This is a genomic window from Actinoplanes sp. CA-142083, from assembly GCF_050942195.1.
Taxonomy (GTDB): domain Bacteria; phylum Actinomycetota; class Actinomycetes; order Mycobacteriales; family Micromonosporaceae; genus Actinoplanes.
The window spans coordinates 2,446,798-2,468,584 of sequence record NZ_CP192076.1 but is presented as its reverse complement, the minus strand read 5'-3'; the positions used below and the strand labels follow the sequence as shown (position 1 = coordinate 2,468,584).

The following is a 21,787-nucleotide window of genomic DNA, read 5'->3' as shown; positions in this document are numbered from 1 at the left end:
TCCGGCCGTCCCCGTCTGTCGGGTGTATGAATCCCTGACAGGAAAGGATGAGGACGATGGCGCGATACTCGGTCATGATCTTCGAGCGCAACGGCAACGACCTGCCGCCCGAGATCGTCGAGCAGCACATGGCACTGGCCGGCCGGATCGAGGAGCAGGGCGGCAAGGTGGTCGCCGGGATGGCTCTGGAGGACAACAGCACGGCCACCTCGATCCGCGGCGACCTGATCACCGACGGGCCGTTCATCGAGACCAAGGAGATGATCGCGGGCATCTTCATCATCGAGGCCCGCGATCTCGACCACGCGATCGCGCTGGCCAAGATGACCCCGATCCTCGACGGCGGGGTGGAAGTGCGCCCGCTGATCGACTTTGCGGTAGTGGAGAAGAGCTGAACACCGTCGCCGAGGCGGTTGCGGACGCGCACCGGCGGGAGTGGGCTCAGGTGCTCGCCTCGACGGTGCGCGTCACGCGCGACCTCGACCTGGCCGAGGAGGCGGTGCAGGACGCGTACGTGAAAGCCTTGAGATCCTGGGCCGCCGAAGGCGTGCCCGCGCGCCCCGGCGCCTGGCTCACCACCGCGGCCCGGCACAACGCGCTCAACGCGCTGCAGCGGCAACGCACTCTCACGTCGAAGCTCCCGCTGCTGGTCATGCCGGCCGAGGCGGAGGAGCCGGACATTCCGGACGACCGGCTGCGACTGGTCTTCACCTGCTGCCACCCGGCCCTCGCGCTCGAGGCCCAGATCGCGCTCACGCTGCGGCTTGTCTGCGGGATGGCGACGCCCGAGGTGGCCCGGGCGCTGCTGGTCTCCGAGCCGACCATGGCGGCCCGGATCACCCGCGCGAAGAAGAAGATCGCCGTGGCCCGGATCCCCTACGTCGTGCCGTCGGCCGAGCACCGCCCGGCCCGGGTCGGCGCGGTCCTGACCGTGATCCACCTGCTCTACTCGGCCGGCCACACCGCCGCCGCCGGCCCCGAGCTGCGGCGCGACGATCTGGGCGAGCGCGCGCTCGACCTGGCCCGGATGCTGCGCCTGCTGTTGCCGCGCGAGCCCGAGGTGGCCGGCCTGCTCGCCCTGCTGCTGATCCATGACGCCCGCCGCTCGGGCCGGGTGGACGCCGCCGGCCGCCTGGTGCGCCTGGAGGAGCAGGACCGCGGCGGGTGGGACCGTGGGGCGATCGCGGAGGCCGACCACCTGATCACCTCGGCTCTCGCCGCCGCGCCGCCCGGCCGCTTCACGCTGCAGGCGGCGATCGCGGCGCTGCACGCCGAGGCCGCCGCCTACGAGGAGACCGACTGGCCGCAGATCCGCCTGCTCTACGACCGGCTGCTGGAGATCTGGCCGTCCCCGGTGGTCGCGCTCAACCGGGCCGTCGCGGTGTCCATGGTCGACGGGCCGGCCGCCGCGCTCGCGATCGTGGCGGACCTCGAGCGGGACGGCCGCCTGGCCGCCTACCACTACCTGCCCGCCACCAAGGCCGACCTGTTACGCCGCCTCGACCGGCGCGACGAAGCGAGCGCGGCCTACGCCGCGGCCCTGTCCCTGACCGCCAACGACGCCGAGCGGCGGTTTCTCGCCGCCCGGATCGACGAGCTCGGCTGACAATCTAGGCTTTCGGCATGGAGGCCACCTACTTCTTCGACCCCGTCTGCCCGTTCACCTGGCGCACGTCGCGCTGGCTGCTGGCGGTCGCCGAGTCCCGCGACATCACCATCCACTGGCGGGCGTTCAGCCTGTCCATCCTCAACGGCGACGACACGCCGGAGCAGTACCGGACCATGATGGCCGCGTCGAGCAAGGCCCTGCGCCTGGTCGAGGCGTTGCGCGCCGACCGCCGCGACGACGCGATCGGCACGTTCTACACCGAGATCGGCAACCGCACCCACGAGGCCGGCGCCCCGATCACCGACGAGATCGTGCTGGAAGCGGCCGCCGCCGCGGGCGTCACCGACGCGAAGTCGGTCCTCGAGGATCCGGCCTGGGACGAGGCCGTGCGCGAGTCCCACGAGACCGGCTTCGCCGCCGCCGGCCCCGGCATCGGGTCACCCGTTCTGATGATCGAGGGCGCCGCGCGCGGCCTGCACGGGCCGATCATCTCCGAGGTGCCCGAACTGGACGAAGCGCTGGCCATCTGGGACGCCACCGTCCCCCTCATGCGCAGCGACATCTTCTTCGAGCTGAAGCGCGGCCGGGGCTGACGTTTCCGGCGCGGCGCGACCGGGTATCCGCGTCGCGCCGCGTCACACGGAGGGGGACTTGTCATGACGGAGCCGCAGGTCACGTTGGACCCTGCCAGCCTCAATCCGGTGGAGGACAAGCTGCGCGGACCACTCGAGGAGCAGCTGACCTCGGCCCTGCGGGCCGCAACCGACAAGACCAAGCACACGTACGCCGGGGAAAGCGTCGACTCGGTATCGGAGACCCTGCTCCGCCGCACGAAATCGGCCCTGCACCCCGACATCGCCGAGGGATTCCACCCGGATCCCGCCCAGCTGCGCCACGTGGCCGAGCAGATCGTCGCCGAGGCCGACACGCGGGACATCCCCCGCCCGCGCGACTAGTTTTCGTCGAGCCGGTACACCTTCGACTCGCGCACCTGGAAGCCGAGCCGCTCGTAGAGCCGGTTGGCGGCGGCGCGCGACGGCCGCGACGTGAGGTCGACGGTCTTGGCGCCTTCCTCACGGGCGAGCCGCACGGCCTCGTTCGTGAGGGCCGCGCCGACCCCGTGGCCGCGGGCGCTCTCGTCGACGACGACGTCCTCGATCCAGGCCCGCAGCCCGGTCGGGATGGGGAACAGGACGAGCGTCAGCGTCCCCACGACCGCGCCGTCGAGCCTGGCCACCAGCAGGCGGTTGCCCGGCCAGCCGGCGATGGCCCGCAGCTGATCGGCGCCGAGCGGCGGCGCGGACCGGGAGAGTTGCGGCAGAAGCCGCCCGAACGCCTCGACCAGCTCGTCGCTGACCTCGTGCACGACCTCGATGCCGACGTCCGCCCTCATTGCCCCGGCCTCCGGAAAGCTCCGTACCACTCCAACTCGGCGATCTCGCGGGCCACCATATCGTCGTGGGCGGCCGGTCCGGTCAGGACCTGGCGCGCCAGCACCTGGAACCCGCCCCAGACGAAGACCCGGGCCGCGGTCGGCGGGTCCAGCGACGGCGCCGTCCGCCCGGCCCCCTGCTCGGCCCGCAGCCACAGCTCGGCCTGGTCGACGAAGCGCTGCAGCTGCCCCTCCCAGTACTCCCGGGCGACCGCGTCGTAGGCGGTCACCTCCAGCACCGCGGCCAGCAGGTGGCGGCGCTCGCGGTAGTAGGCCAGGTCGCGAACCATCGCCTCGACCATCCCCGGCAGCCCCTCGACCGGCGGCGCCGCGCTGATCAGGTCGAAGGCGCCGTCGGCCAGCCCGTCGATCAGGCGCAGCAGCAGCGCGGTCTTGTCCGGGAAGTGCAGGTAGAACGTCGAGCGGGCGACCCCGGCCGCGGCCGCGAGGCGCTGGATGCCGAGCTCGGTGAAGCCGGCGCCGCCGGCCAGCAGCGCCTCGGTCGCCGCCAGGATCTTCGCCTCGGCGGCGGCTCGGCGGGTCGCGCCGCCGGAGGAGCGCCGCGTGACGGAGGGCATAGCCAAGATCCTAGAGAAGGTTTGTATCGGACACAGCGTCCGACATACTGTCCGGGATATGAATCCTACCTTCGTACTCGTCCCGGGGGCCTGGCACCTGCCGTCGACGTTCGACCTGCTGCGCGGCGAGCTTGACGCCAAGGGCCACCCGAGCATCGCGGTCAAGCTGCCGACCACCGGCCCCGAGCCGCGCGGCGGCCTGCGGGAGGACGCGGCGGCCGTGCGCGGCGCGATCGAGGCGGTCGGCGGGCCGGTCGTCGTCGTGGCCCACTCGTACGGCGGGATCCCGGCGACCGAGGCGGCGGCCGGCCTGCCCGGCGTGCGGCACGTGGTCTATCTGGCCGCCTACGTGCCGGACGTGAACGAGTCGATGTTCACGATCCACGGCATCCCCGACCCGGACGACACCGACGGCCTCTTCCCGATCGGCGACGACCCGCGCGCCCAGCTCTACGCCGACGTGCCGGACGACGTGGCCGCCCTGGCGATCGGCCGGCTCGTCGGCCAGCGGGTCCAGCCCTGGGCCGACCGGGTCACGCGGGCGGCCTGGCACACCGTGCCGTCGACCTACATCCTCACCGAGCGGGACGCCTCGCTGCCGGTCGAGCTGCAGGAGCGGATGGCCACCCACACCAAGGACGTCCGCCGCCTCCCGACCGGTCACTCGCCGCACCTGGCCCGCCCGGACGAGCTGGCCGCGATCCTCGACGAGATCAGCGCGCGGGCCGGGTCAGCCGCTTGATCTGGCGGAGCATGAAGCCGGTCTCGATCCGGTGCACCTGCTCCAACGCCCCGATCTTGTCGTTGAGATAGACGAAGAGCTCCTCGTCGTCGCGGCAGCGCACGGCCGCGACGATGTTCGCCGGGCCGGTCGTCGCGGCCACGAACTCGATCTCGCGGTGACCGGCCAGGGCGGCGCCGACGACCGAGAGCGCCGGCGGGGCGACCGACATCCAGAGCATCGCGCCGGCGTGCAGGCCCATCAGCTCGGGCGAGTACTGGACGTCGAAGTAGAGGACGCCGCCGCCCTGCAGTCGCTCGAGCCGCCGGCGCACCACCTCCTCCGACTGGCCCGAGGCCTTCTGCAGCGCGGCGAGCGGGGCCCGGCCGTCTTCCGCGAGGGCGGCCAGCAGAGCCTCGTCGGCGGCGTCGAGCGTCACCCGGTTTCCCGGTTCGGCCGGAATGGGCGGCCGCAGCGCCACCTCCTCGGCCGGGGTCAGCGCGTCGATTTTGCGAAGCCACCCCAGCCGGCCGCCGAAAAAGCGATGCAAAAGGTTGTACGCCGTCACGCCCACCACGCCGGGAAAGTCCCGCAACTGACCCAGCAGCAATTCGTCCCGGTCCCGGGTGCTGCGTGGCTTCAGAACGCCGACGACCTCGGCCCCGCCGGAGAGCAGCGCAACGTACGTCATGTCGGGGCGCGCCGCCAGCGCGTCGGCGATCGCCCCGGCCTCCCCGGGCGTGCACAGCAGCCGCACCTGCCAGTTCGACCGGCCCAGCCGCGACTCGTCGGGCATGCCCAGCACCCGCAACCCGACCTCGGTCTCCAGCCGCCGGAACCGCCGGGCGACGGTCTGATCGGAGACGCCCAGCACGGACGCCAGCCGGCTGAACGGCGCCCGCCCGTCCAGCTGGAGCGCCTGGAGCAGCTTCCGATCGAGATCGTCCATGGTCCGCACAGCTTAGAACACGGGTTATCCGACATCGGGCCGCGATTATTCCGGGAAATGTTCCAAAGGGTCCGGCGACGCAACTTTACGTTGCATTCGGGAACGGTATTCGGCGGGCGTGATCACCATTACCTTCACCCTCACGAAGTCGTACGAGGGAAATGTGGGTGAGTCAAGTGAGTCGTGGCAGTGTTCTCGTCGTCGGCGGTGGAATCGGCGGCCTGGCGACCTCGATCGCGCTGCGCGCCGCCGGCTACGACGTGCGGGTGGTCGAGATCCACGAGGACCTCCGGTCGTCCGTGTACGGCGTCGGCATCATCCAGCCGGTGAACGCGCTGCGCGCCCTCGACGCGATCGGCTGCGCGCAGGCCTGCCTGGCGGTCGGCTACTCGACCGTGGCGTGGGGCAAGATGCTCGACGTCGACGGCAACCTGGTCCGCGAGACGCCGGGCGCCACCATCCCCGGCTCGGACCTGCCGCCGATGAACGGCCTGACCCGTCCGCAGCTGCACAAGATCCTCACCGACCGGGCGGCCGAGACCGGCGTCCGGATCGAATACAGCAAGACCTTCACCGACCTGCGCGACACGGGAACGGCCGTCGAGGTCGACTTCACCGACGGCACCTCCGGCGTCGTGGACATCGTGGTCGGCGCCGACGGCGTGTACTCCAAGGTCCGCCCGTACGTGCTGGCCGAGGATCTGCAGCCGAGGTACATCGGGCAGTCCGCGTTCCGGCTGAACATCCCGCGCGAGCCCGAGATCGACCGGATCATCCTGCAGAAGGGTCCCGAGGGCATGGCGGGGTTCGTGCCGATCGGCCCCGACACCGCGTACCTGTTCTACAACACCACCTGGGACCGCGACGTCTGGCTCGAGCAGGACCGGATGGACAAGATCCTGCGCGACTGCCTCGCGCCGTTCGGCGGGCTCACCGCCCGGGTGCGCGACAAGTACATCAACGACCCGTCCGCGATCGTCTTCCGCCCCGAGGAGTGGCTGATCGCCCCGGCGCCGTGGCACCACGGCCGGATCGTGCTGATCGGCGACGCCGTGCACGCGGTCACCCCGCACCTCGGCCAGGGCGCGGCCCAGGCGATCGAGGACGGCGTCGTGCTGGCCGAATGCCTCACGCACGAGACCGGGATCGAGGCGGCGTTCCGCCGCTACACCGAGCGCCGGTACGAGCGCTGCAAGCTGATCGTCGAATCGTCGGTCGCGATCGGCGAATGGGAGATGAACCCAGCCGCCCATCCGGATTTCGACCACGCCGCCCGCACCCAGCGCGTCCTGGAGTCGATGATTCAGCCGATCTAGGATCCCCTCGTGAGCGACCTCTTCGACGCCGCAGCGATGTACGACGATGACTACCTGCACTTCTTCGCCGACTCGGCGTCCGCGCCCACGCACGGCCCCGTCGTCGGCACCGCCTACAGCGGCAACACCGCCGTCGTCGACCTGGTCTGGCGCCTGCTCGACCTCGCACCCGGCCTTCGCGTCCTCGACCTGGGCTGCGGCCACGGCACGCTGGCCAACGAGCTGGCCCGCCGCGGCTGCGAGGTGACCGGCCTGGATTCGTCCACCGTGTTCCTGGCGCGCGCCCGCGCGAACGCCACCGCCGATTTCGTCCAGGGCGACATGCGCGCCCTGCCGGCTTCCTGGACCGCCCATTTCGACCGCGTCATCAACTGGACCACAGCCTTCGGCTACTTCGACGACCCCACCAACCGCGCCGTGCTCGCCGAGATCGCCCGCGTCCTCCGCCCCGGCGGCCGCCTCATCATGGACCTCGACAACCTCCCCCGCTTCCTGGCCACCCTCACCCCGTCCCGCATAACCGCCCGCCTCCCCAACGGCGACATGCTCGTGGACCGCCACCACTACGACCCGCTGACCGCCCGTTTCACCGTCGAGCGCACCGTCCTGCGCGACGGCCACGCCCGCACCCTGACCTTCCTGAAGAGGCTGTTCGCCTTCCCCGAGCTCCGAGATTGGTGCGCCACCACCAACTTCAAGGACATCCACGGGTACGGCGAGGACGGCGCCCCCCTGAACGCCGACCACAACCGGATGGTCCTCGTGGCCCATTTGGACGATGCCCGGCGCCCGCCGCGATAACTACGGTGATGGATCTCGATCACGCACCGTAGCGGTGAGGGGTTCGGCAGGTGTCGACGTTTCGCTTCAACACGCCGCCCGGGTGGCCGGTGCCGCCGGAGGACTGGACCCCACCCGAGGGATGGCAGCCGGATCCGACCTGGCCATCGGCGCCGCCCGGCTGGCAGTGGTGGGTTCCGGCCGAGGTGAGACCTCCAACGGTGCCGGTGGTCCACGGTCGAGCTTCCGTCCCGGTGCCGGTCGTGCCCGCGGCCGGCCCGGGGTTTGCCTCCTGGCCCGTCGCACCCGCGCCCACCGCCGCCGCTGGGCCCACCGCCGCCGCCGCGCCCTCGGTTGCCGCGGTGCTCGAGGTTCCCCGTGGCAAGCCTGGTGGTCTCTTCAGCGGTAAGCGCCGCCTCGAGGACGAGAACGAGGAGTTGCGCACACAGCTGACCACCTTGCTCGGTCTCGACCCGGCGGCCGTCGCTTCGGAGGCGGCCCGGTTGCGGGAGCACCTTCAGGCCCTGCGCACCGAGCAGGCCGCCATCGAGGCCCAGCTCGGCGCGCGGCGGGCCGAGCTCGTCCGCACCTCGGAGGAGTCCGAGCTTCAGGAGGTGGGGATCTATCAGTATCAGCATCCGCTCGCGGACGCCGTCGCCTACAAAGGACAGCTGGCCGGCCTCACCGACCAGATCAAGGTGATGGCGCGCGCCGGCACGGCGGTGCAGGCGAACACCGGGTGGACGGTGAACGGCTCCGCGGCCGAGGGACGCAGGATGGTCACCGAGTACACCAAGCTGATGCTCCGGGCCTACAACGCCGAGGCCGACAGCTGCGTCGCGCGCGTGCGCCCCCATCGGCTGCACACCACGATCGAGCGCCTCGACAAGGTGGCCGGCACGATCGCCAAACTCGGCAAGACGATGGGGATCCACGTCTCGGTCGAGTACCACCGGCTGCGCGTCCAGGAGATCACCCTGACGTCGGACTACCGGGCGAAGCTCGACGAGGAGAAGGAGCGGGTCCGCGAGGAACGGGAGCGCCAGCGCGAGGAGCGGGCCGCCCTCGCGGAGTTCGAGCGGGAGAAGGCCCGCCTGGCCAAGGAGCAGTCCCACTACCAGTCGGCGCTGGCGAAGCTGCACGAGAAGGGCGAAACGGCGGCCGCCACCGAGTTGGAGGCCAAGCTCGCCGAGATCGGTGAGGCGATCGCCGGCGTCGAGGCGCGCGAGGCGAACACCCGTGCCGGCTACGTCTACGTGATCTCGAATGTCGGCGCGTTCGGGCCGGACATGGTGAAGATCGGCATGACCCGGCGCCTCGACCCGGAGGACCGCGTCCGCGAGCTGGGCGATGCCTCGGTGCCGTTCCGCTTCGACACCCACGCGCTGATCTTCAGCGACGACGCCGTGGGGCTGGAGAGCCGGCTGCACAATGCCCTGGCCGACCAGCGCGTCAACCGGGTCAACGTGCGGCGCGAATTCTTCTACGCAAGCCCGGCCCAGGTTCGCGACCTGCTGCAACGCATCGCCGGTCAGCACCTGCTCGCCTACCACGAGACGCCGGAGGCACTCGAGTGGCGTGCCAGCGGAGGCGACGAGACCCGTTGAGGATCTAGGGTGTAGCCATGGCCGGGGACTTCATCACTGTGTTGCGGGGATACGACAAGGCCGAGGTCGAGCAGGTGATCGGCCGCGCGGTGGCGGCTCTGTCGAGCGGTGGTGACCTGCAGCGGGAAGCGGCGCGGGACGAGTTGCGGTCCGCGCAGTTCGCGGTCGCGCTGCGGGGGTATGACCGTGCGCAGGTCGACAGCGCGGTGGAGGAGCTGGCGCGTCAGCTCGACGCCGGTGCTCAGGGGGCCGATGGGGACCTTCGGTCGGTGCTCGCGCAGGCGCTCCGGCTGGAGCAACCCAGCGATCAGGCGATCGTCGACGAGGTGCGGCGGCTCCGGGAGCTGGCCGACCTCCACAACCTTTAGCTAGACCGGGTCCTCCACGTAGCCGGCGGCGGACATGCGTTCCGCCAGCAGGCGCAGGCCGCTGCGCAAGCGGGACTTCGCGGTGCCCTCGGGGATGCCCAGCTCTACCGCCACCTGGCGATACGAAAGGCCGTAGTAGTAGGCCAGGGCGATCACGTCGCGATACAGGGTGGGCAGATCGCGTACGCACTCGCGGACGGCCTTGGCCTGGGCGGCGCCCACGACGTCTTCCTCCACTGTGGGCTCGACCGGGGCCTGGCCGGCCAGGCGGGTCAGGTGGGTGCGCTGGGCGGACTGGCGGCGCAGCAGGTCGATGGCGCGGCGGCGGGCCAGCATGCAGAGCCAGGTGCGCAGGCTGCCGGTATGCGGGTCGAAGCGCTCGGGGTGGCGCCACAGCTCGACGAAAGCCTCCTGCACGGCGTCCTCGGCCCAGCACGGATCGCCGGTGATCCTGGCGGCCAGGGCGTACGCGGACGAGGCGTGCCGGTCGTAGGCCTCGGTCAGGGCGGACTCGTCGGCGGCGACGAGCATGGCGCGGAGCCGCACGTCGTCGGCGTGGGAGCGCACGTCACTCACACCCCAGGGTGGCGGCGACGGTCAGCAGGTCGAGCGCGGCGGTCCGCGAACCGTCGATGACGGCGACTCCGGGGGTGACCGGCACCCGGCCGGCCATCAGGCGCCCGAAGCGGTCGGCGGGGATCTCCACCTGGGCCAGCGACGGCGACGAGACGGCCGAGGAGGAGGACAACGGCACCACGTGGGAGGCGCTGCCGGGGCCGGTCAGGAAGAGGCGGACGGCGCCGGAGCGGCCGCGGCCGGCGGCGTCCATCGCGCCGGGCAGCAGCGCGAGGCCGAAGCCGACGATCCGGGCCAGGTGGGCGGGCGAAGGGGCCTCGGGCGGCAACGCCACCGCCGCGCGGATGTCGTCGCGGTGGATCCACGTCTCGAAGGCCCGCTGCATCATGGCCTCGCGGAGCGGCCGCCGCATCGGCGTCTTGCCGGCGAGCCGGACGGGACGGCTCAGCAGCGCCTCCTCGGCCCGGCCGACCGTGCGCATCAGCAGGTCGGACTGCTCGCGCCACAGATCGCGGGCGCGGCCGGAAGGCGGCGCGGGAGAGCCGAAGTCACGCGCCCGGCCCGGTGGTGGCGTGGGCGAGCCGAGATCGGCGAGCACGTTGCCGTCGTTCCCGGCAAGGTGGCGGACCAGGTCCTCGACCGTGCGACCGTCGGCGGTGGGAAGAGCCCACTGCGCCGGTGACAGGGAATCGAGCAGGACTTCGAAATCAGCGGCCTGTGACACGTACGCGGAAAATGCCGAACCTGTCGACGGCGGCCGGACCCCGACCGCGGCCGCGAGCACCCGCGACCGCAACGCCGGAGGCGGCGGCGCGGAGTGCGAGGACGCCAGCCAGCCCGCGACCTGCCGGGCCAGCGAGACGTGTGCCGAGCACCGGGTGCACTCGGCGACATGCGGGCCCACGTCCGGCTCCTCGCCGAACGCGAACTCCTCAAGCAGGTCATCGGGGTGTTCCATCGCCGTCGGACGATACGCGGCGAACGCGGGCAGGCACAGCGCCCGGACAAATGAAGGACAGAACGATCCGATCGGGCTCGGCGTGCGAACACGGGACATGCGCACGCGGAGAGCACCGCTGAGGTGGACTTTCGTCAATCAGGACCCGACGCCCACCGCGGACCTGCTGCACGAGTACGTCGACGGCCGGCGACGCCACGACATCCCGGCCGTGATCACCACGCTGTCCGAGGACTGCGTGGTGATCGAGTCGGACGGGACGGCACACCAGGGGCACGACGAGATCGAGCGCTGGCTGCGGCGGGACCGGACCGACGACTGGGTGATCATCACCGCGGCGGCGACCGCTGACCTGCTGATCGCCGAGTGGCGGCGCGGCGACCAGGAGGGCGTCACGGTCGCCCGCCCGCGCGAGGGCGTCATCGGCTATCTGCGCGAGTACGTGACGACGGGCTAGAGATATCGCCGGATGCCGTCGATCATCAGGCCCAGGCCGAAGTCGAAGCGCCGGTCGGGGTCCGCGGTGATCGCGGCGCCGCGCGGCGACTGCTCCTCGATCGTGTGGCCGATGATGTAGTGCGACAGGGCGAGCATCGTCCACGCCGCCTTGTCCGGCTTCATCCCCGCGTCGATCAGGATCTGCATGCCGGTGCGGCCGGCGAGCAGCGAGTTCGGCTCGGTCGTGGACGTCTCGGCGACCAGCCGGGCGCCGTCGCGCATGCCCAGCAGAGCGCGGCGCAGCCGGTGGGCCATGGTGACGATCCGCTGGTCCCACGGGCCGGCCGGCGGCGCGTCGGCCACCGCCGCGACGAGGTCGTCGGCGATCGCGTCGAGCAGCGCCTGTTTGCTGGGAAAATGCCAGTACAGCGCGCCGGCCTGCACCGTGAGGTGAGCGCCGAGCTTGCGCATGGTCAGGCCGTCGAGGCCCTCGGCGTCGATCAACTCGCGGGCGCCACGCAGCACATCGGCGCGACGAAGTTGCACGCCGGGATTCTCCCACATCGCCCCGAACGGCCGGTGTGACGCGGTGGGTAATTGACCCTGTCGCTCCGGGCGTGCGAGCTTGATCGAATGAAGACGTTCGCGGAGGCGACCGCGGTCACCGTGCGGGATGACGGCGCCTACCAGGCCGAGCTCGACCCGAAGTGGGCGGTCGGCGACAAGCTGCACGGCGGTTACCTGATGGCGGTGCTGGCCCGCGCGGTGTCGGCCGAGGCCGGGCACGAGCATCCGGTCGCGGTGACCACCTCGTTCCTGCGGCCGCCGGCCGCCGGCCCGGCGACCATCGCCGTCACGCTGCTGCGCGAGGGGCGGGGCAGCTCGCAGTACCGGGCCAGTCTCGAGCAGGACGGCGCGGTCTGCGCCGAGGCGCTGATCACGCAGGGTGGGCTGGACGACGCCGAGCCGTTCTGGAGCGCGGCGCCGCCGCCCGAGCTGCCGCCCGAGGACGAATGCGTGCGGCTGCCCGCGGTCGCGCCGGGTGCGCCGTTCGTCGTGCACCTGCTGGATGTCGTCGAGCATCGGCTTGACCCGGCGTCGCTCGGGTTCGCGACGGGCCAGCCGTCCAAGAGCGGGCGGACCGCGGCGTGGCTGCGGCTGGCGGACGGCTCGGACTGGGATCCGCTGAGCCTGCTGGTGGCGCTCGACCTGGCGCCGCCGATCTCGCTGACGCTGGGCGTGACCGGCTGGGCGCCGACCATCACGTTCACGGCCTACCTGCGGCGTCTGCCGGCGCCCGGGCCGCTGCGGGTCACCATGCACGCCGCCGAGATCACCTCGGGGCGGATGGACGAGACGGCGCTGGCCTGGGACACCAAGGGCAACCTGGTCGCGCAGGCGACGCAGCTGGCCGCCATCCGTCACTGAGGGCCGGCCGCTCCCGCCGTCACTGAGGGCCGGCCGCTCCTGCCGTCACTGAGGGCCGGCCAGCTCCCGCAGGATCGTGGCACGGCGCCGGTGGCGGTCGCGGTCGGCGGGATCGGCGGCGCGGTCGGCCGCGATGCCGGCCTGGGCGGCCAGCATGCGCAGGCGAGGGGCGAGAACGTCCAGGCCGTCGTGGTCCGGTAGAGAAGAAGCCAGCAGCTGTACGACGTCGACGTCCGGATTGTTGACGGCGGAGCTGATCGTGTGGGCGTCGACGGCCGCGCCCCGGGCCAGCAGATCGCGGGCCAGGTCGAGGTCGATCGACTGGGCCGCGGCCCGCAAGGTGTTGCGGACCGGGACGCCGCGGTCGAGCAGCCAGCGCGTGACCTCGCCGGAGCGGTGCATGAGGGCGATGTCTATGGGTGCGAGCCCACCGCGTACGGAATGGGTGGGATCACAGCCCGCGAGCGTGAGCCGCCGCAGCAGCTCGACGTCGTCGCCGGCCGCGACCCGATCCATCGCCAGGCGGCGAAGCCGCGGCGACGCGCCCGGCTCGAGCGCGGCGCGCCAGTCGAGGACGGTGGCCGTGACCAGCGCGCGCAGCTTCCCGGCGGCCGAGCGCTCGGTCGCGCCGCCCTCCGCGAGCTCGTCGATCGCGTCGCGCACCTCGCTGCCGGCGTCGACGTCCTCGCCCTCGTCGCCCCAGGGGTCGCGCTCCAGCACGAGTTGCTCGAACAGGCCGTGCAGATCGGCGGCCAGCCGGCCGGTGCGGTCGCCGGACTTCAGCTCCCAGCCGGGCGGCAGGCCCTGCTGCCAGGACACGACGACGCCGTGGTCGGCACCGGGAGTGGTGCACACGTAGACGCGGTCGAGGTATTCGAAGCCGCCGATCGGCAGGTAGGCGAGGCGGTCGGCGCCGGCCAGCTCGCGCTCGTGGTCGATCCAGCCCCACAGGTCGTTGTAGTTGTCGCTGCCGGGATAGAAGAGCTCGGTCATCGACAGCGGCATGTCGTCCTGGGTGAGGTCGTAATCGAGGCTGCCGCCGAAGGTGGTGCGCCACAGCTCGACCAGGGCCCCGGGCAGCGGGCCGGCGCAGCGCTCGGCGACCTCGGCCAGGGTGGCGTCGTCGATCGGCGGCTGGGCCTCCAGGATGACCCGGTCGTCGAAGACCACGATCCCGTTGTCGCGCGCGGCGTCGCGCTCCTCGTCGGTGAGCGGCATCGCGCGAGTCTATTGTCGTCGCGTGGAGCCGGTCGAGTTGCCCGAATGGGAACGGCTGCGGGTGTTGCGGGCCGAGGCCGAGTACGCCTCGGTGCGCAAGGACGCGCGCGTCGCGTACGGGATGTGGGCCGTTGTCGGGATCTTCGGCGGGCACCGGTTCTATCTCGGGGACACGTGGCGATCGGTGGCGATGCTGTTCACGCTCGGTGGGCTCGGGGTCTGGACGCTGATCGACGTCTTCTTCGTCGGGCGGCGGGTGCGGGCGGTCAACCGGGCCCGGCGCGACGCGGTCATGGCCCGCTACGGTCTGCTCGACCCGCACTGAACGGCCCATACCGGGGTCCGCCGGGTGCCCGTACCATCGCTCGGTGCGAATTCGACCGGTCCTCGCCGCGACATTGCTGAGCGTGCTCACCGCCGGGACGCTGAGTGCGTGTCACTCCGCGACCCGCTCGGCCGAGACACCGTCGTTCGTGGACTCAGGAACGCAATCATCTTCTTCGCCCGATTTGTCGGCTCTGCCGTCGGCGTCTCCCTCGGCTTCTGTTTCGGCCTCCGCGTCGGCTTCCCCGTCGGTTTCTCCGTCGAAGTCGGTCACACCCAAGACCCTGCCCAAACCGGGCAATGCGAGCGGGCACGCCTCGGTGCCGGCGGTCGCGCGCGCCGTCAACACGAGCAAGCCGACCCGGACGATCGGCAACGGCACCCCCGCCAGCTGCACCTCCGCCGCGGTGGTCAAGGCCGTCTCGGCCGGCGGCGTCATCGCCTTCAACTGCGGCCCGCAGCCGGTGACGATCACGATGACCGCGACCGCGAAGGTCCGCAACACCGTCAGCCAGGTCGTCCTCGACGGCGGCGGGCGGGTCACGCTCGACGGCGCCGGCAAGCGCCGGATCCTCTACATGAACACGTGTGACCAGGCCCAGGGCAGCGGCGGCGGCTCGTGCATCGAGAAGACCACGCCCAAGCTCGTCGTGCAGAACATGGCCTTCAAGAACGGCAACGGCACCGGGCAGACCGCCGACTGGGGCGGCGGCGGAGGGGCGATCTTCGCTTACGGCGGGTCGTTCAAGGTGATCAACTCCCGCTTCACCGGCAACAAATGCGACCGTACGGGTCCGGACGTGGGCGGCGGCGCGATCCGCATCAGCTATCAGGGCGGCGACAACACCGTCTACATCGTGGGCAGCACGTTCACCGGCGGGTCGTGCTCGAACGGGGCGGCCCTGAGCAGCCTGCACGCCCGGTGGATGGTGCTGAACAGCGTCCTCAGCGGCAACTCGGCGGTCGGCAACGGCGCCAACCCGGCCCGCGCGGGCACCCCCGGCGGCGGCAGCGGCGGCGCGATCTACATGGACGGCAACGACATCAAGCTGACCGTCGACGGCACGATCATCGAGAAGAACCACGCCAAGGAGGGCGGCGGCGCCATCTTCTTCGTCAGCAACGACCTGAGCGGCACGCTGACGATCCGCAACTCGAAGCTGCACAGCAACCCGAGCGACGGCTTCGAGACTTTCCCGGGCGTCTTCTACCGCGGCAAGGGCGACCCGGTCATCTCGAGTTCCACAGTGAACTGACCCGGGCGGTGGGATCCGCACCGCCCGGCTCCATCACGAGCCAATTCCCGGTGAACGAGGCGGGCAGCGCGAACCCGCTCTCCTCCGGCAGCACGAACGTGCCGCCCCGGCGGTCCGGCTCCCAGCCGTGCGCGAGCCCGAAGTCGATGAGCGCCCGAACGTCCCCACTGGTCGGATACGACCCGTCGGTGGCGCAGGCCGTCCAGGGCGTGCCCCACGCGGTGGACAGCAGATCCGCCTGAAGCGCCTGCCCGTTGCGGCCGCCGCCCCAGACCCGCACCCGGATGCGGCGATGACAGTCCGAGCTGCCCTCGACATGCCCGATCTCGGCACGCCACACGAACGCCCGCTCCCCGATGTGCAGCCGCCGCAACCGGATCCTCATGCCGGCACCCTATCGGGGCGCCCGCTCCCCGAGCGCCTTGTCGAGCGCCCCGCTCGCTAAGTGCACTCGCCCTCTCGTCGCGGCGTAGGCCTCTCGTCGCGGCGTAGGCCTCTCGTCGCGGCGTAGGCCCCTCGTCGCGGCGCGGGCCCTCAGCACGGCGCGGGCCCTCACCGCGACGCGGGCCCTCACCGCGACGCCGGCCCTAAGCGCGACGCCGGCCCTAAGCGCGACGCCGGCCCTCACCGCGACGCCGGCCCTCACCGCGACGCGGGCCCCTCAGCGCGAGCCTGGCCCTCACGCCCTATCGGGTGGCCAGCTGCCTCAGTGCCTTGTCGAGGGTGGCGAAGACGGTGTCGGTGCCGCCCTCCCAATGCGGCTTGGGGTCGGGCCGGCCGGGCGCCGGCGCCCAGAGCCACCAGATGTTGTCCCACGGGTCGAGCATGCGGCCCAGCGTGGTCTCGCCGTAGAACGGCGTCGGCTCGGTGATGACGCTCGCGCCGCGCGCGGTGGCGCGCTCGAGCACCGCGGCGACGTCGCGCACCCAGACCTGGAGCAGCGCGGGCCGGGCGGGCCAGCCGTCGAGCCGGTCGGCCATCATCAGGTCGGTCGAGCCGAGCCGCAGCTGGGCGTGGATGAGCTTGCCGTCGGGCATCGGGGTGCGCGCCTCGGCGACCTCCTCGGCGTCGAAGACCTCGGCCACGAACGTGACCAGCCCGGCCGCGTCGTCCACGATGGCGAACGGGTTCAGCACCGAGCCGCCGGCGGGAACCTCTGAAGTCGAAAGCAACATGCGCCCAGCGTGGCAGGCATTCCGGTCAGGTACGGACCGCATTGACCAGCGCGAGCACATAGGCCGGGGTGATCTCCTCGCCGGTGACCAGGGCCCGGTAGTAGAGCGGCCCGACCAGGCGGTCGACCATCGCGTCGAGGTCGGCGCCGGCCGGCAGGTCGCCGCGCGCGACGGCTCGCTCGAGGGGCAGGCGGTCGCGGGCACGCTGGGCGGAGAGGTGCTCGGCGCGCAGCCTCGCGGCCAGGCGCGGGTCGTGGAGGCTCTCGGCGGTCAGCGCGCGGAAGACCGCCCCCGCGTCCGAGGCGGTCAGGAAGGTGGCCAGCGCCGACAGGTGACCGGCCAGGTCGGCGGCGAGGTCGCCGGTGTCGGGCGGGGTCAGCTCCTCGGCGGCGTCGGTGAGGAACGCCTCCAGCAGGATGTCGGTCTTCGACGGCCACCAGCGGTAGATCGTCTGCTTCGCGACGCCGGCCCGCTGGGCGATGGCCTCGACGGTGAGCTTGGCGAAACCGTGCTCGACCAGCAGGTCGTCGGCCGCCTCCAGGACCGCGACGCGGGCTTGTTCGCTGCGGCCGTGCCGATTGCCGCGATGCATGAGACCGTACTCCTTGAGTAGACGCAACGTTGCGTCTAGCCTAGCCGACATGACAAGTTTGCACAGCGGGCCGATCAAGGACGTTCTCGAGCGGTTGCATGCCGCCGCCGAGCGGGACGACGAGCTCGACCTCGGGCCCCTGCCGGCCGGGGCCACCGCCGCCGAGCGGGCCGAGGCTCTCGCGCCGGTCTACATGCCGGTCTCGCCCGAGGGCGGCAACCTGCTCTACACGCTGGCGCGCGCGTCGCGGCCGCAGACCGTGGTCGAGTTCGGGACGTCGTACGGAATCTCGGGTCTTTATCTTGCCGCCGCCCTGCGCGACAACGGCGCCGGACGCCTCGTGACCACCGAGCTCAGCGCGGCCAAGGTGGCCGCGGCCCGGGACAATTTCGCGGCGGCCGGCGTCGCCGACCTGATCGACGTGCTGCCGGGGGACGCGCTCGAGACGCTGGCCGGCATCGACGGCCCGATCGGCATGGTACTGCTCGACGGGTGGAAGGATCTCTACCTGCCGGTGCTGCGGCTGCTCGAGCCACGCCTCTCCCCAGGCGCGCCGGTGGTCGCGGACGACGCGAGCTTCGCCAGCGTGCGGCCGTACCTCGACTACGTGCGCGACCCGGCCAACGGCTATGTGACCGTCGACTTCCCGGTCGAGGACGGGATGGCGATCAGCTGCCGATGACGGCCAGCAGCGCGGCGTGGGTCTCCCGGTCGGCGGCCGCGAGCAGGCCGGCGTTCTCCTGCTGCCAGGGCTCGCCGCGCAGGCCGGTCACCACACATCCGGCGGCCTCGCAAAGCGCGATGCCGGGGGCGAAGTGGACGCTGTCGCGCAGCGAGCCGTCCGTCACGTAGGCGGCGCGGCGGCCGGCGGCCACCCACGCGAGGGCCAGCGTCGTGGAGAGTCCGGTCTCCTCGCCCAGCACCGCGTCGCCGGGACGGGCCGCGCGGAGAAGGTCGAGGATCGCCTTCTCCGCGTCGATGTCGGCGGCGGTGGCGAAATCGCCGGCGCCCTTGTCGAAGCGGTCCAGCGGGGCGCCGAAAGCGGCACGGACCACGGAGGCGCCGGCCAGGGCCGCGGCGACGGCGAGCTCAAGATCGCCGGAAGGCACCCTCCGTAGTAAACGCTATGTGGGCTCGCCGCCCTGGCAGTGGCGCCACAGCCAGCGTCCGCCGACGAGCTCGACCAGGCCCGACACGCGGTAGGCGAACTCGCTCACGACGCCGGCGTCGGAGCGCACCTCGCCTTCGGCCTCGGTGAAGACATAGGCCTGGTCACCGTGGCGATGGACGGTCGCGGCCGTTTCTTTCCACGCGTACGCCTCATCGCGCAGGAAGACCTTGCCCAGCAATGCGGTCAGGGCGTCACGGCCGCTGGCGGTCTCGCCGCGCTCCGAGCCGACATAGCCGACGCAGTCGCCGGGTACGAAACAGGCGAGGGCGGCGCTCAGGTCGCGGGCGGCGAAGGCGGCGCTGAGGTCGCGGACGGCGTCCATGGGTTCGCTCATTGGTGCACCCTTGTTCCACTCGAGCTGATGTTGGTTCGAGTGCACCGGTGACCCTCGGGCCATCGCCCTGCTCGCTCGACCTTCGAGGTCCAGCATGAGTTCTGCGAGGCCCGACGGCCCGGGACACCCCGATCGGCCACAGGGCTATGCGTCTGCGAACGCCGCTCAATGAGCAACCGGCTGCGGTGTCCCGGAACCGCCAGGTGCTTCCCCACTGGTAGCGCAGCGGAGAGGCAACAATGAGTGTGCAGGACACCCCCGGCGTGAGGCGAGCGGTCACGGCCGGTATCGACTGGGCGAAGGACAACCACGCCGTCTGCATCATCGACAGTGACGGCGAGCCGATCGAACGATTCACCGTGGCTCACAGCAAGGCCGGCCTGGCCCGGCTCAACGCGGTCCTGGACCGCCATGGTGTGGACGCGATCGGTATCGAACGCGGTGACGGACCCGTGGTCGACGCGTTGCTCGCTGCCGGCCGCACCGTCTTCGTGGTCCCGCCGTCGCAGGTCAAGGCCTTGCGGCAGCGTTACGGCTCGGCCGGTAACAAGGACGACCGGTTCGACGCCTACGTCCTGGCCGACACCGTGCGCACCGACCAGCGCCGGTTGACACCACTGCTGCTCGACAGCCCGGCCACGACCACGCTGCGCAAACTGGTCCGGACACGCAAAGACCTCGTCGCCCACCGCGTCGCCGTCACCAACCAGCTGCGCGCCCATCTGCAGACCGCGCTGCCCGCGGTCATCGACCTGTTCCGCGACCTCGACTCCGCGATCAGCCTGCAGTTCGTGACCCGCTTCGACACCCAGGACGCCCTCGACTGGCTCTCGCCGAAACGCCTGACCGCCTGGCTGAGCAGCGTCGGCTACCGCGGACGCGTCGATCCCGCCGTGCTGCACCAGCGCATCACCGCCGCGCCGGCCGGCGTCGCCGGTGAGCACGGCCGCGCCCTGGCCGGCATCACCCACGCCTACCTCAGCACGCTGCACACGATCACTACTCAGATCGAGGCCCTGGCGCAGCAGATCAGCGAAGCCCTCGCCCTGCACCCCGACCGGCGAATCTTCACCAGCCTGCCCCGCTCGGGCACGGTCCGCGCCGCCCGGCTGCTCGCCGAGATCGGTGACGCCCGCGGCAGATTCCCCACCGCGGCCTCGCTGGCCTGCCTCGCCGGAGTCGCACCCTCCACCCGGCAATCCGGCAAAGCCCGCGTCGTCGCGTTCCGCTGGGCTGTCGACAAACAACTGCGCGACGCCGTCTGCGACTTCGCCGGCGACAGCCGCCGCGCCAACCCCTGGGCCGCCGACCTCTACAACCGCGCCCGCAACCGCGGCCACGACCATCCCCACGCCGTCCGCATCCTGGCCAAAGCCTGGCTCGACATCATCTGGAAATGCTGGACCACCAACACCACCTACGACCCCGACCAGCACCGAGCCCTCCAACGCCTCCTCAACCAAGACCAAACCGCGACGGGTTGACACAGGGCTACTCATGCGACGAGCACTTCCTCTCGGTCGGCGGAATGCCGGGGTCGGTGCACGGACTCCACAGCGGCGGGCACGGTGGCCATCGGAGCCGGCGCGACCATCGGAGCCGACGCGACCATCGGAGCCGACGCGACCATCGGAGCCGGCGCGACCATCGGAGCCGGCGCGAGCTCGGCGGTGGGCGCGACGACCGGTGGGCGGGGGGCCGCCCACGCGGCGGGCACCGCGGCCGGCGCGACCGGCTGCAGCCAGCGGGCGTGCCGCGGGCGGTAGACCGGCGTCTGCTCCGGTCCGCGCATGCCGGGCAGGAACAGGAAGCCGAACGTGACGACCGCCCCGAGCAGCCCCGCCCCGAGCAGCGTCTCCCGCACGCCGATCCAGCCCGCGATCGGCGCCGCGAGCGCATAGGACAGCGGCAGCAGCGCCGTCGACACGAACCAGTCCACACTCGACACCCGGCCGAGCATCCGGGTCGGGACGAGTCGCTGCTTGGTCGTCGCCCACGCCACCGTGCCGGCCGCCTCGAGGCCGTTGACGACCACGCATGCCAGCGCCAGCTGCCAGGTGTGGCTGGCCGCCCCGTACCCGGCGACGGCGAGGGTGGCGACGGCCCACGTCCCGTACATGTAAGTGATGAACCGCCGCGGAATGCCGATCCACCCGACCGTGAGCGCCGCGATGATCGCCCCGAGGCCGCCCGACGTGAGCACCAGCGAGAGCGCGGTCGCGCTCCCGCCCAGCTCGGTTTTCACCACATAGGGCAGCAGCACCTCGGTCGGGCCGACGAACAGCAGGTACGTGAACGTGGCGGAGAGGAACGTCCCCCACAGCCAGACGTGCTTGCGCACGTACCCGATGCCCTCCCGCATCTCCTCCCTGAGCGACTCTCCGGAAGCATCCGCCGAATCAGGCAGAGCGGCCGTGCGACGCATCGCCAGGAGGCAGGCCACGGAGACCGCGAACGTCAGGGCGTCAACCGCGAACGCCCACCCCGCCCCGCCGATCGCGATGACCGCGCCGGCCAGCATCGGCCCGAAGATCTGCATGCCGGCGGGCCGCACGAACTGGTCCAGCGAGTTGGCCGCGACCAGGTCGTCCTCCGGCACGATCTGCGGCACCAGCGCATCGAACGACGGGCCGAAGAACCCGGCCGCCGCCCCGTACACGACGATCAGCGCCAGCAGCATCCACAGTGACGTCAGCGCCCCGGTGAGCGTGAGCACGGCGATGCCCGCCATCACCGCCCCGCGCAGCAGGTCGGAGGCGAGCATCACCCGGCGCGGGTCGAAGCGGTCGCTGATCACCCCGCCCAGCAGCAGCGTCACGACCTGCGGGAGGGACAGGGCGACGCCGACCGCGGACATCGCGGCCGGCACCCCGAACAGGTCGTACACCTGCCAGGCCAGAGCGACCAGCAGCATGCCGTCGCCGATCAGCGACGCGCTCATCCCCGTCCACAGCAGC

Annotated in this window: 29 protein-coding genes and 1 pseudogene; 16 read left to right on the top strand and 14 right to left on the bottom strand. The window is 71.8% G+C overall.

The window, feature by feature from the left end:
• The first annotated feature begins 56 nt into the window (after positions 1 to 56).
• From ACQPZX_RS11685 to ACQPZX_RS11670, 4 genes are all read left to right on the top strand, one after another.
• Positions 57 to 395, top strand: coding sequence for a YciI family protein (locus tag ACQPZX_RS11685; protein ID WP_433378437.1), 339 nt, complete (start codon positions 57 to 59; stop codon positions 393 to 395).
• A 50-nt stretch (positions 396 to 445) separates the two neighbouring features.
• Positions 446 to 1,606, top strand: coding sequence for an RNA polymerase sigma factor (locus ACQPZX_RS11680; protein ID WP_433378435.1), 1,161 nt, complete (start codon positions 446 to 448; stop codon positions 1,604 to 1,606).
• A 17-nt stretch (positions 1,607 to 1,623) separates the two neighbouring features.
• Positions 1,624 to 2,202 (top strand): DsbA family protein, encoded by a 579-nt coding sequence (locus tag ACQPZX_RS11675; protein ID WP_433378432.1) that lies wholly within the window; start codon positions 1,624 to 1,626, stop codon positions 2,200 to 2,202.
• 63 nt (positions 2,203 to 2,265) lie between these two features.
• Positions 2,266 to 2,565, top strand: a complete 300-nt coding sequence (locus ACQPZX_RS11670) for a hypothetical protein (protein WP_433378429.1) — start codon at positions 2,266 to 2,268, stop codon at positions 2,563 to 2,565.
• On the opposite strand, the gene ACQPZX_RS11665 is transcribed toward ACQPZX_RS11670, so the two are convergent.
• Together ACQPZX_RS11665 and ACQPZX_RS11660 are read right to left on the bottom strand one after the other, a co-directional pair.
• Positions 2,562 to 3,002 carry a GNAT family N-acetyltransferase gene (locus ACQPZX_RS11665; protein ID WP_433378426.1) on the bottom strand — a complete coding sequence of 147 codons (441 nt, stop codon included), beginning with the start codon at positions 3,000 to 3,002 and terminating at the stop codon, positions 2,562 to 2,564. The genes ACQPZX_RS11670 and ACQPZX_RS11665 overlap by 4 nt on opposite strands.
• On the bottom strand, positions 2,999 to 3,619 hold the full coding sequence (locus ACQPZX_RS11660) for a TetR/AcrR family transcriptional regulator (protein WP_433378424.1): 621 nt from the start codon (positions 3,617 to 3,619) through the stop codon (positions 2,999 to 3,001). The genes ACQPZX_RS11665 and ACQPZX_RS11660 overlap by 4 nt, the downstream gene beginning before the upstream one ends.
• Before the next feature lie 58 nt (positions 3,620 to 3,677).
• On the opposite strand from ACQPZX_RS11660, the gene ACQPZX_RS11655 reads away from it, so the two are divergent.
• A complete protein-coding gene (locus ACQPZX_RS11655; RefSeq protein WP_433378421.1) occupies positions 3,678 to 4,361 on the top strand; it encodes an alpha/beta hydrolase in 684 nt (227 codons plus the stop codon).
• Here the strand turns inward: ACQPZX_RS11655 and ACQPZX_RS11650 are convergent.
• A complete protein-coding gene (locus tag ACQPZX_RS11650; protein WP_433378418.1) occupies positions 4,333 to 5,289 on the bottom strand; it encodes an Lrp/AsnC family transcriptional regulator in 957 nt (318 codons plus the stop codon). The two genes, ACQPZX_RS11655 and ACQPZX_RS11650, sit on opposite strands and share 29 nt — an antisense overlap.
• A gap of 176 nt (positions 5,290 to 5,465) precedes the next feature.
• Here ACQPZX_RS11650 and ACQPZX_RS11645 point away from each other — a divergent pair, with 176 nt between their 5' ends.
• Genes ACQPZX_RS11645 through ACQPZX_RS11630 form a run of 4 tightly spaced genes read left to right on the top strand, consistent with a single transcriptional unit; the run spans position 5,466 to position 9,360 of the window.
• Positions 5,466 to 6,605, top strand: coding sequence for an FAD-dependent monooxygenase (locus ACQPZX_RS11645; protein WP_433378415.1), 1,140 nt, complete (start codon positions 5,466 to 5,468; stop codon positions 6,603 to 6,605).
• A 9-nt stretch (positions 6,606 to 6,614) separates the two neighbouring features.
• The gene (locus ACQPZX_RS11640; protein ID WP_433378412.1) at positions 6,615 to 7,406 is read left to right on the top strand and encodes a class I SAM-dependent methyltransferase; all 792 of its coding nucleotides are present in this window, start codon (positions 6,615 to 6,617) and stop codon (positions 7,404 to 7,406) included.
• Between the two features lie 50 nt (positions 7,407 to 7,456).
• Positions 7,457 to 8,992 carry a DUF4041 domain-containing protein gene (locus ACQPZX_RS11635; RefSeq protein ID WP_433378409.1) on the top strand — a complete coding sequence of 512 codons (1,536 nt, stop codon included), beginning with the start codon at positions 7,457 to 7,459 and terminating at the stop codon, positions 8,990 to 8,992.
• Positions 8,993 to 9,009: 17 nt separating this feature from the next.
• Positions 9,010 to 9,360: a DivIVA domain-containing protein gene (locus ACQPZX_RS11630; protein ID WP_433378406.1), complete on the top strand. Its 351-nt coding sequence runs from the start codon at positions 9,010 to 9,012 to the stop codon at positions 9,358 to 9,360.
• Here ACQPZX_RS11630 and ACQPZX_RS11625 read toward each other — a convergent pair whose 3' ends face one another.
• Together ACQPZX_RS11625 and ACQPZX_RS11620 are read right to left on the bottom strand one after the other, a co-directional pair.
• Positions 9,361 to 9,936 (bottom strand): RNA polymerase sigma factor, encoded by a 576-nt coding sequence (locus ACQPZX_RS11625; RefSeq protein ID WP_433378403.1) that lies wholly within the window; start codon positions 9,934 to 9,936, stop codon positions 9,361 to 9,363.
• The gene (locus ACQPZX_RS11620) at positions 9,929 to 10,894 is read right to left on the bottom strand and encodes a maleylpyruvate isomerase family mycothiol-dependent enzyme (protein ID WP_433378400.1); all 966 of its coding nucleotides are present in this window, start codon (positions 10,892 to 10,894) and stop codon (positions 9,929 to 9,931) included. The genes ACQPZX_RS11625 and ACQPZX_RS11620 overlap by 8 nt, the downstream gene beginning before the upstream one ends.
• A 97-nt stretch (positions 10,895 to 10,991) precedes the next feature.
• Here ACQPZX_RS11620 and ACQPZX_RS11615 point away from each other — a divergent pair, with 97 nt between their 5' ends.
• A complete protein-coding gene (locus tag ACQPZX_RS11615) occupies positions 10,992 to 11,351 on the top strand; it encodes a hypothetical protein (protein WP_433378397.1) in 360 nt (119 codons plus the stop codon).
• Here ACQPZX_RS11615 and ACQPZX_RS11610 read toward each other — a convergent pair.
• Entirely contained in the window at positions 11,348 to 11,878 is a 531-nt protein-coding gene (locus ACQPZX_RS11610; RefSeq protein ID WP_433378394.1) for a TetR/AcrR family transcriptional regulator C-terminal domain-containing protein, read from the bottom strand. The two genes, ACQPZX_RS11615 and ACQPZX_RS11610, sit on opposite strands and share 4 nt — an antisense overlap.
• 87 nt (positions 11,879 to 11,965) lie before the next feature.
• Here ACQPZX_RS11610 and ACQPZX_RS11605 point away from each other — a divergent pair, with 87 nt between their 5' ends.
• Positions 11,966 to 12,760 carry a thioesterase family protein gene (locus ACQPZX_RS11605; protein WP_433378391.1) on the top strand — a complete coding sequence of 265 codons (795 nt, stop codon included), beginning with the start codon at positions 11,966 to 11,968 and terminating at the stop codon, positions 12,758 to 12,760.
• A gap of 45 nt (positions 12,761 to 12,805) precedes the next feature.
• Here the strand turns inward: ACQPZX_RS11605 and ACQPZX_RS11600 are convergent, their stop codons facing one another.
• The gene (locus tag ACQPZX_RS11600; RefSeq protein ID WP_433378388.1) at positions 12,806 to 13,978 is read right to left on the bottom strand and encodes a hypothetical protein; all 1,173 of its coding nucleotides are present in this window, start codon (positions 13,976 to 13,978) and stop codon (positions 12,806 to 12,808) included.
• Positions 13,979 to 14,000: 22 nt separating this feature from the next.
• Here ACQPZX_RS11600 and ACQPZX_RS11595 point away from each other — a divergent pair, with 22 nt between their 5' ends.
• On the top strand, positions 14,001 to 14,303 hold the full coding sequence (locus tag ACQPZX_RS11595; protein ID WP_433378385.1) for a TM2 domain-containing protein: 303 nt from the start codon (positions 14,001 to 14,003) through the stop codon (positions 14,301 to 14,303).
• Between the two features lie 111 nt (positions 14,304 to 14,414).
• Here ACQPZX_RS11595 and ACQPZX_RS11590 read toward each other — a convergent pair whose 3' ends face one another.
• Positions 14,415 to 14,576, bottom strand: a complete 162-nt coding sequence (locus tag ACQPZX_RS11590; protein ID WP_433378382.1) for a hypothetical protein — start codon at positions 14,574 to 14,576, stop codon at positions 14,415 to 14,417.
• Positions 14,577 to 14,622: 46 nt separating this feature from the next.
• On the opposite strand from ACQPZX_RS11590, the gene ACQPZX_RS11585 reads away from it, so the two are divergent.
• Positions 14,623 to 15,558, top strand: a complete 936-nt coding sequence (locus tag ACQPZX_RS11585; RefSeq protein WP_433378379.1) for a hypothetical protein — start codon at positions 14,623 to 14,625, stop codon at positions 15,556 to 15,558.
• Here the strand turns inward: ACQPZX_RS11585 and ACQPZX_RS11580 are convergent.
• From ACQPZX_RS11580 to ACQPZX_RS11570, 3 genes are all read right to left on the bottom strand, one after another.
• Positions 15,533 to 15,943, bottom strand: coding sequence for an integrase (locus ACQPZX_RS11580; protein WP_433378376.1), 411 nt, complete (start codon positions 15,941 to 15,943; stop codon positions 15,533 to 15,535). The genes ACQPZX_RS11585 and ACQPZX_RS11580 overlap by 26 nt on opposite strands.
• A gap of 301 nt (positions 15,944 to 16,244) precedes the next feature.
• Complete coding sequence (locus ACQPZX_RS11575) at positions 16,245 to 16,733, bottom strand: VOC family protein (RefSeq protein WP_433378373.1); 489 nt, start codon at positions 16,731 to 16,733, stop codon at positions 16,245 to 16,247.
• Between the two features lie 25 nt (positions 16,734 to 16,758).
• Complete coding sequence (locus ACQPZX_RS11570; protein ID WP_433378370.1) at positions 16,759 to 17,325, bottom strand: TetR/AcrR family transcriptional regulator; 567 nt, start codon at positions 17,323 to 17,325, stop codon at positions 16,759 to 16,761.
• Between the two features lie 49 nt (positions 17,326 to 17,374).
• Here ACQPZX_RS11570 and ACQPZX_RS11565 point away from each other — a divergent pair, with 49 nt between their 5' ends.
• Positions 17,375 to 18,007: an O-methyltransferase gene (locus ACQPZX_RS11565; RefSeq protein WP_433378367.1), complete on the top strand. Its 633-nt coding sequence runs from the start codon at positions 17,375 to 17,377 to the stop codon at positions 18,005 to 18,007.
• Here ACQPZX_RS11565 and ACQPZX_RS11560 read toward each other — a convergent pair.
• Both ACQPZX_RS11560 and ACQPZX_RS11555 read right to left on the bottom strand, forming a co-directional pair.
• Complete coding sequence (locus ACQPZX_RS11560) at positions 17,994 to 18,434, bottom strand: inositol monophosphatase family protein (protein WP_433378364.1); 441 nt, start codon at positions 18,432 to 18,434, stop codon at positions 17,994 to 17,996. The genes ACQPZX_RS11565 and ACQPZX_RS11560 overlap by 14 nt on opposite strands.
• 15 nt (positions 18,435 to 18,449) lie before the next feature.
• Positions 18,450 to 18,830 (bottom strand): YybH family protein, encoded by a 381-nt coding sequence (locus tag ACQPZX_RS11555; RefSeq protein ID WP_433378361.1) that lies wholly within the window; start codon positions 18,828 to 18,830, stop codon positions 18,450 to 18,452.
• A gap of 239 nt (positions 18,831 to 19,069) precedes the next feature.
• On the opposite strand from ACQPZX_RS11555, the gene ACQPZX_RS11550 reads away from it, so the two are divergent.
• Positions 19,070 to 20,314 (top strand): IS110 family transposase, encoded by a 1,245-nt coding sequence (locus ACQPZX_RS11550; protein ID WP_433366742.1) that lies wholly within the window; start codon positions 19,070 to 19,072, stop codon positions 20,312 to 20,314.
• Positions 20,315 to 20,398: 84 nt separating this feature from the next.
• Positions 20,399 to 20,596: a hypothetical protein gene (locus ACQPZX_RS11545; RefSeq protein WP_433385199.1), complete on the top strand. Its 198-nt coding sequence runs from the start codon at positions 20,399 to 20,401 to the stop codon at positions 20,594 to 20,596.
• 107 nt (positions 20,597 to 20,703) lie between these two features.
• Here ACQPZX_RS11545 and ACQPZX_RS11540 read toward each other — a convergent pair.
• Positions 20,704 to 21,771: pseudogene (locus tag ACQPZX_RS11540) on the bottom strand (MFS transporter); the annotation flags it as partial.
• Positions 21,772 to 21,787: the final 16 nt, after the last annotated feature.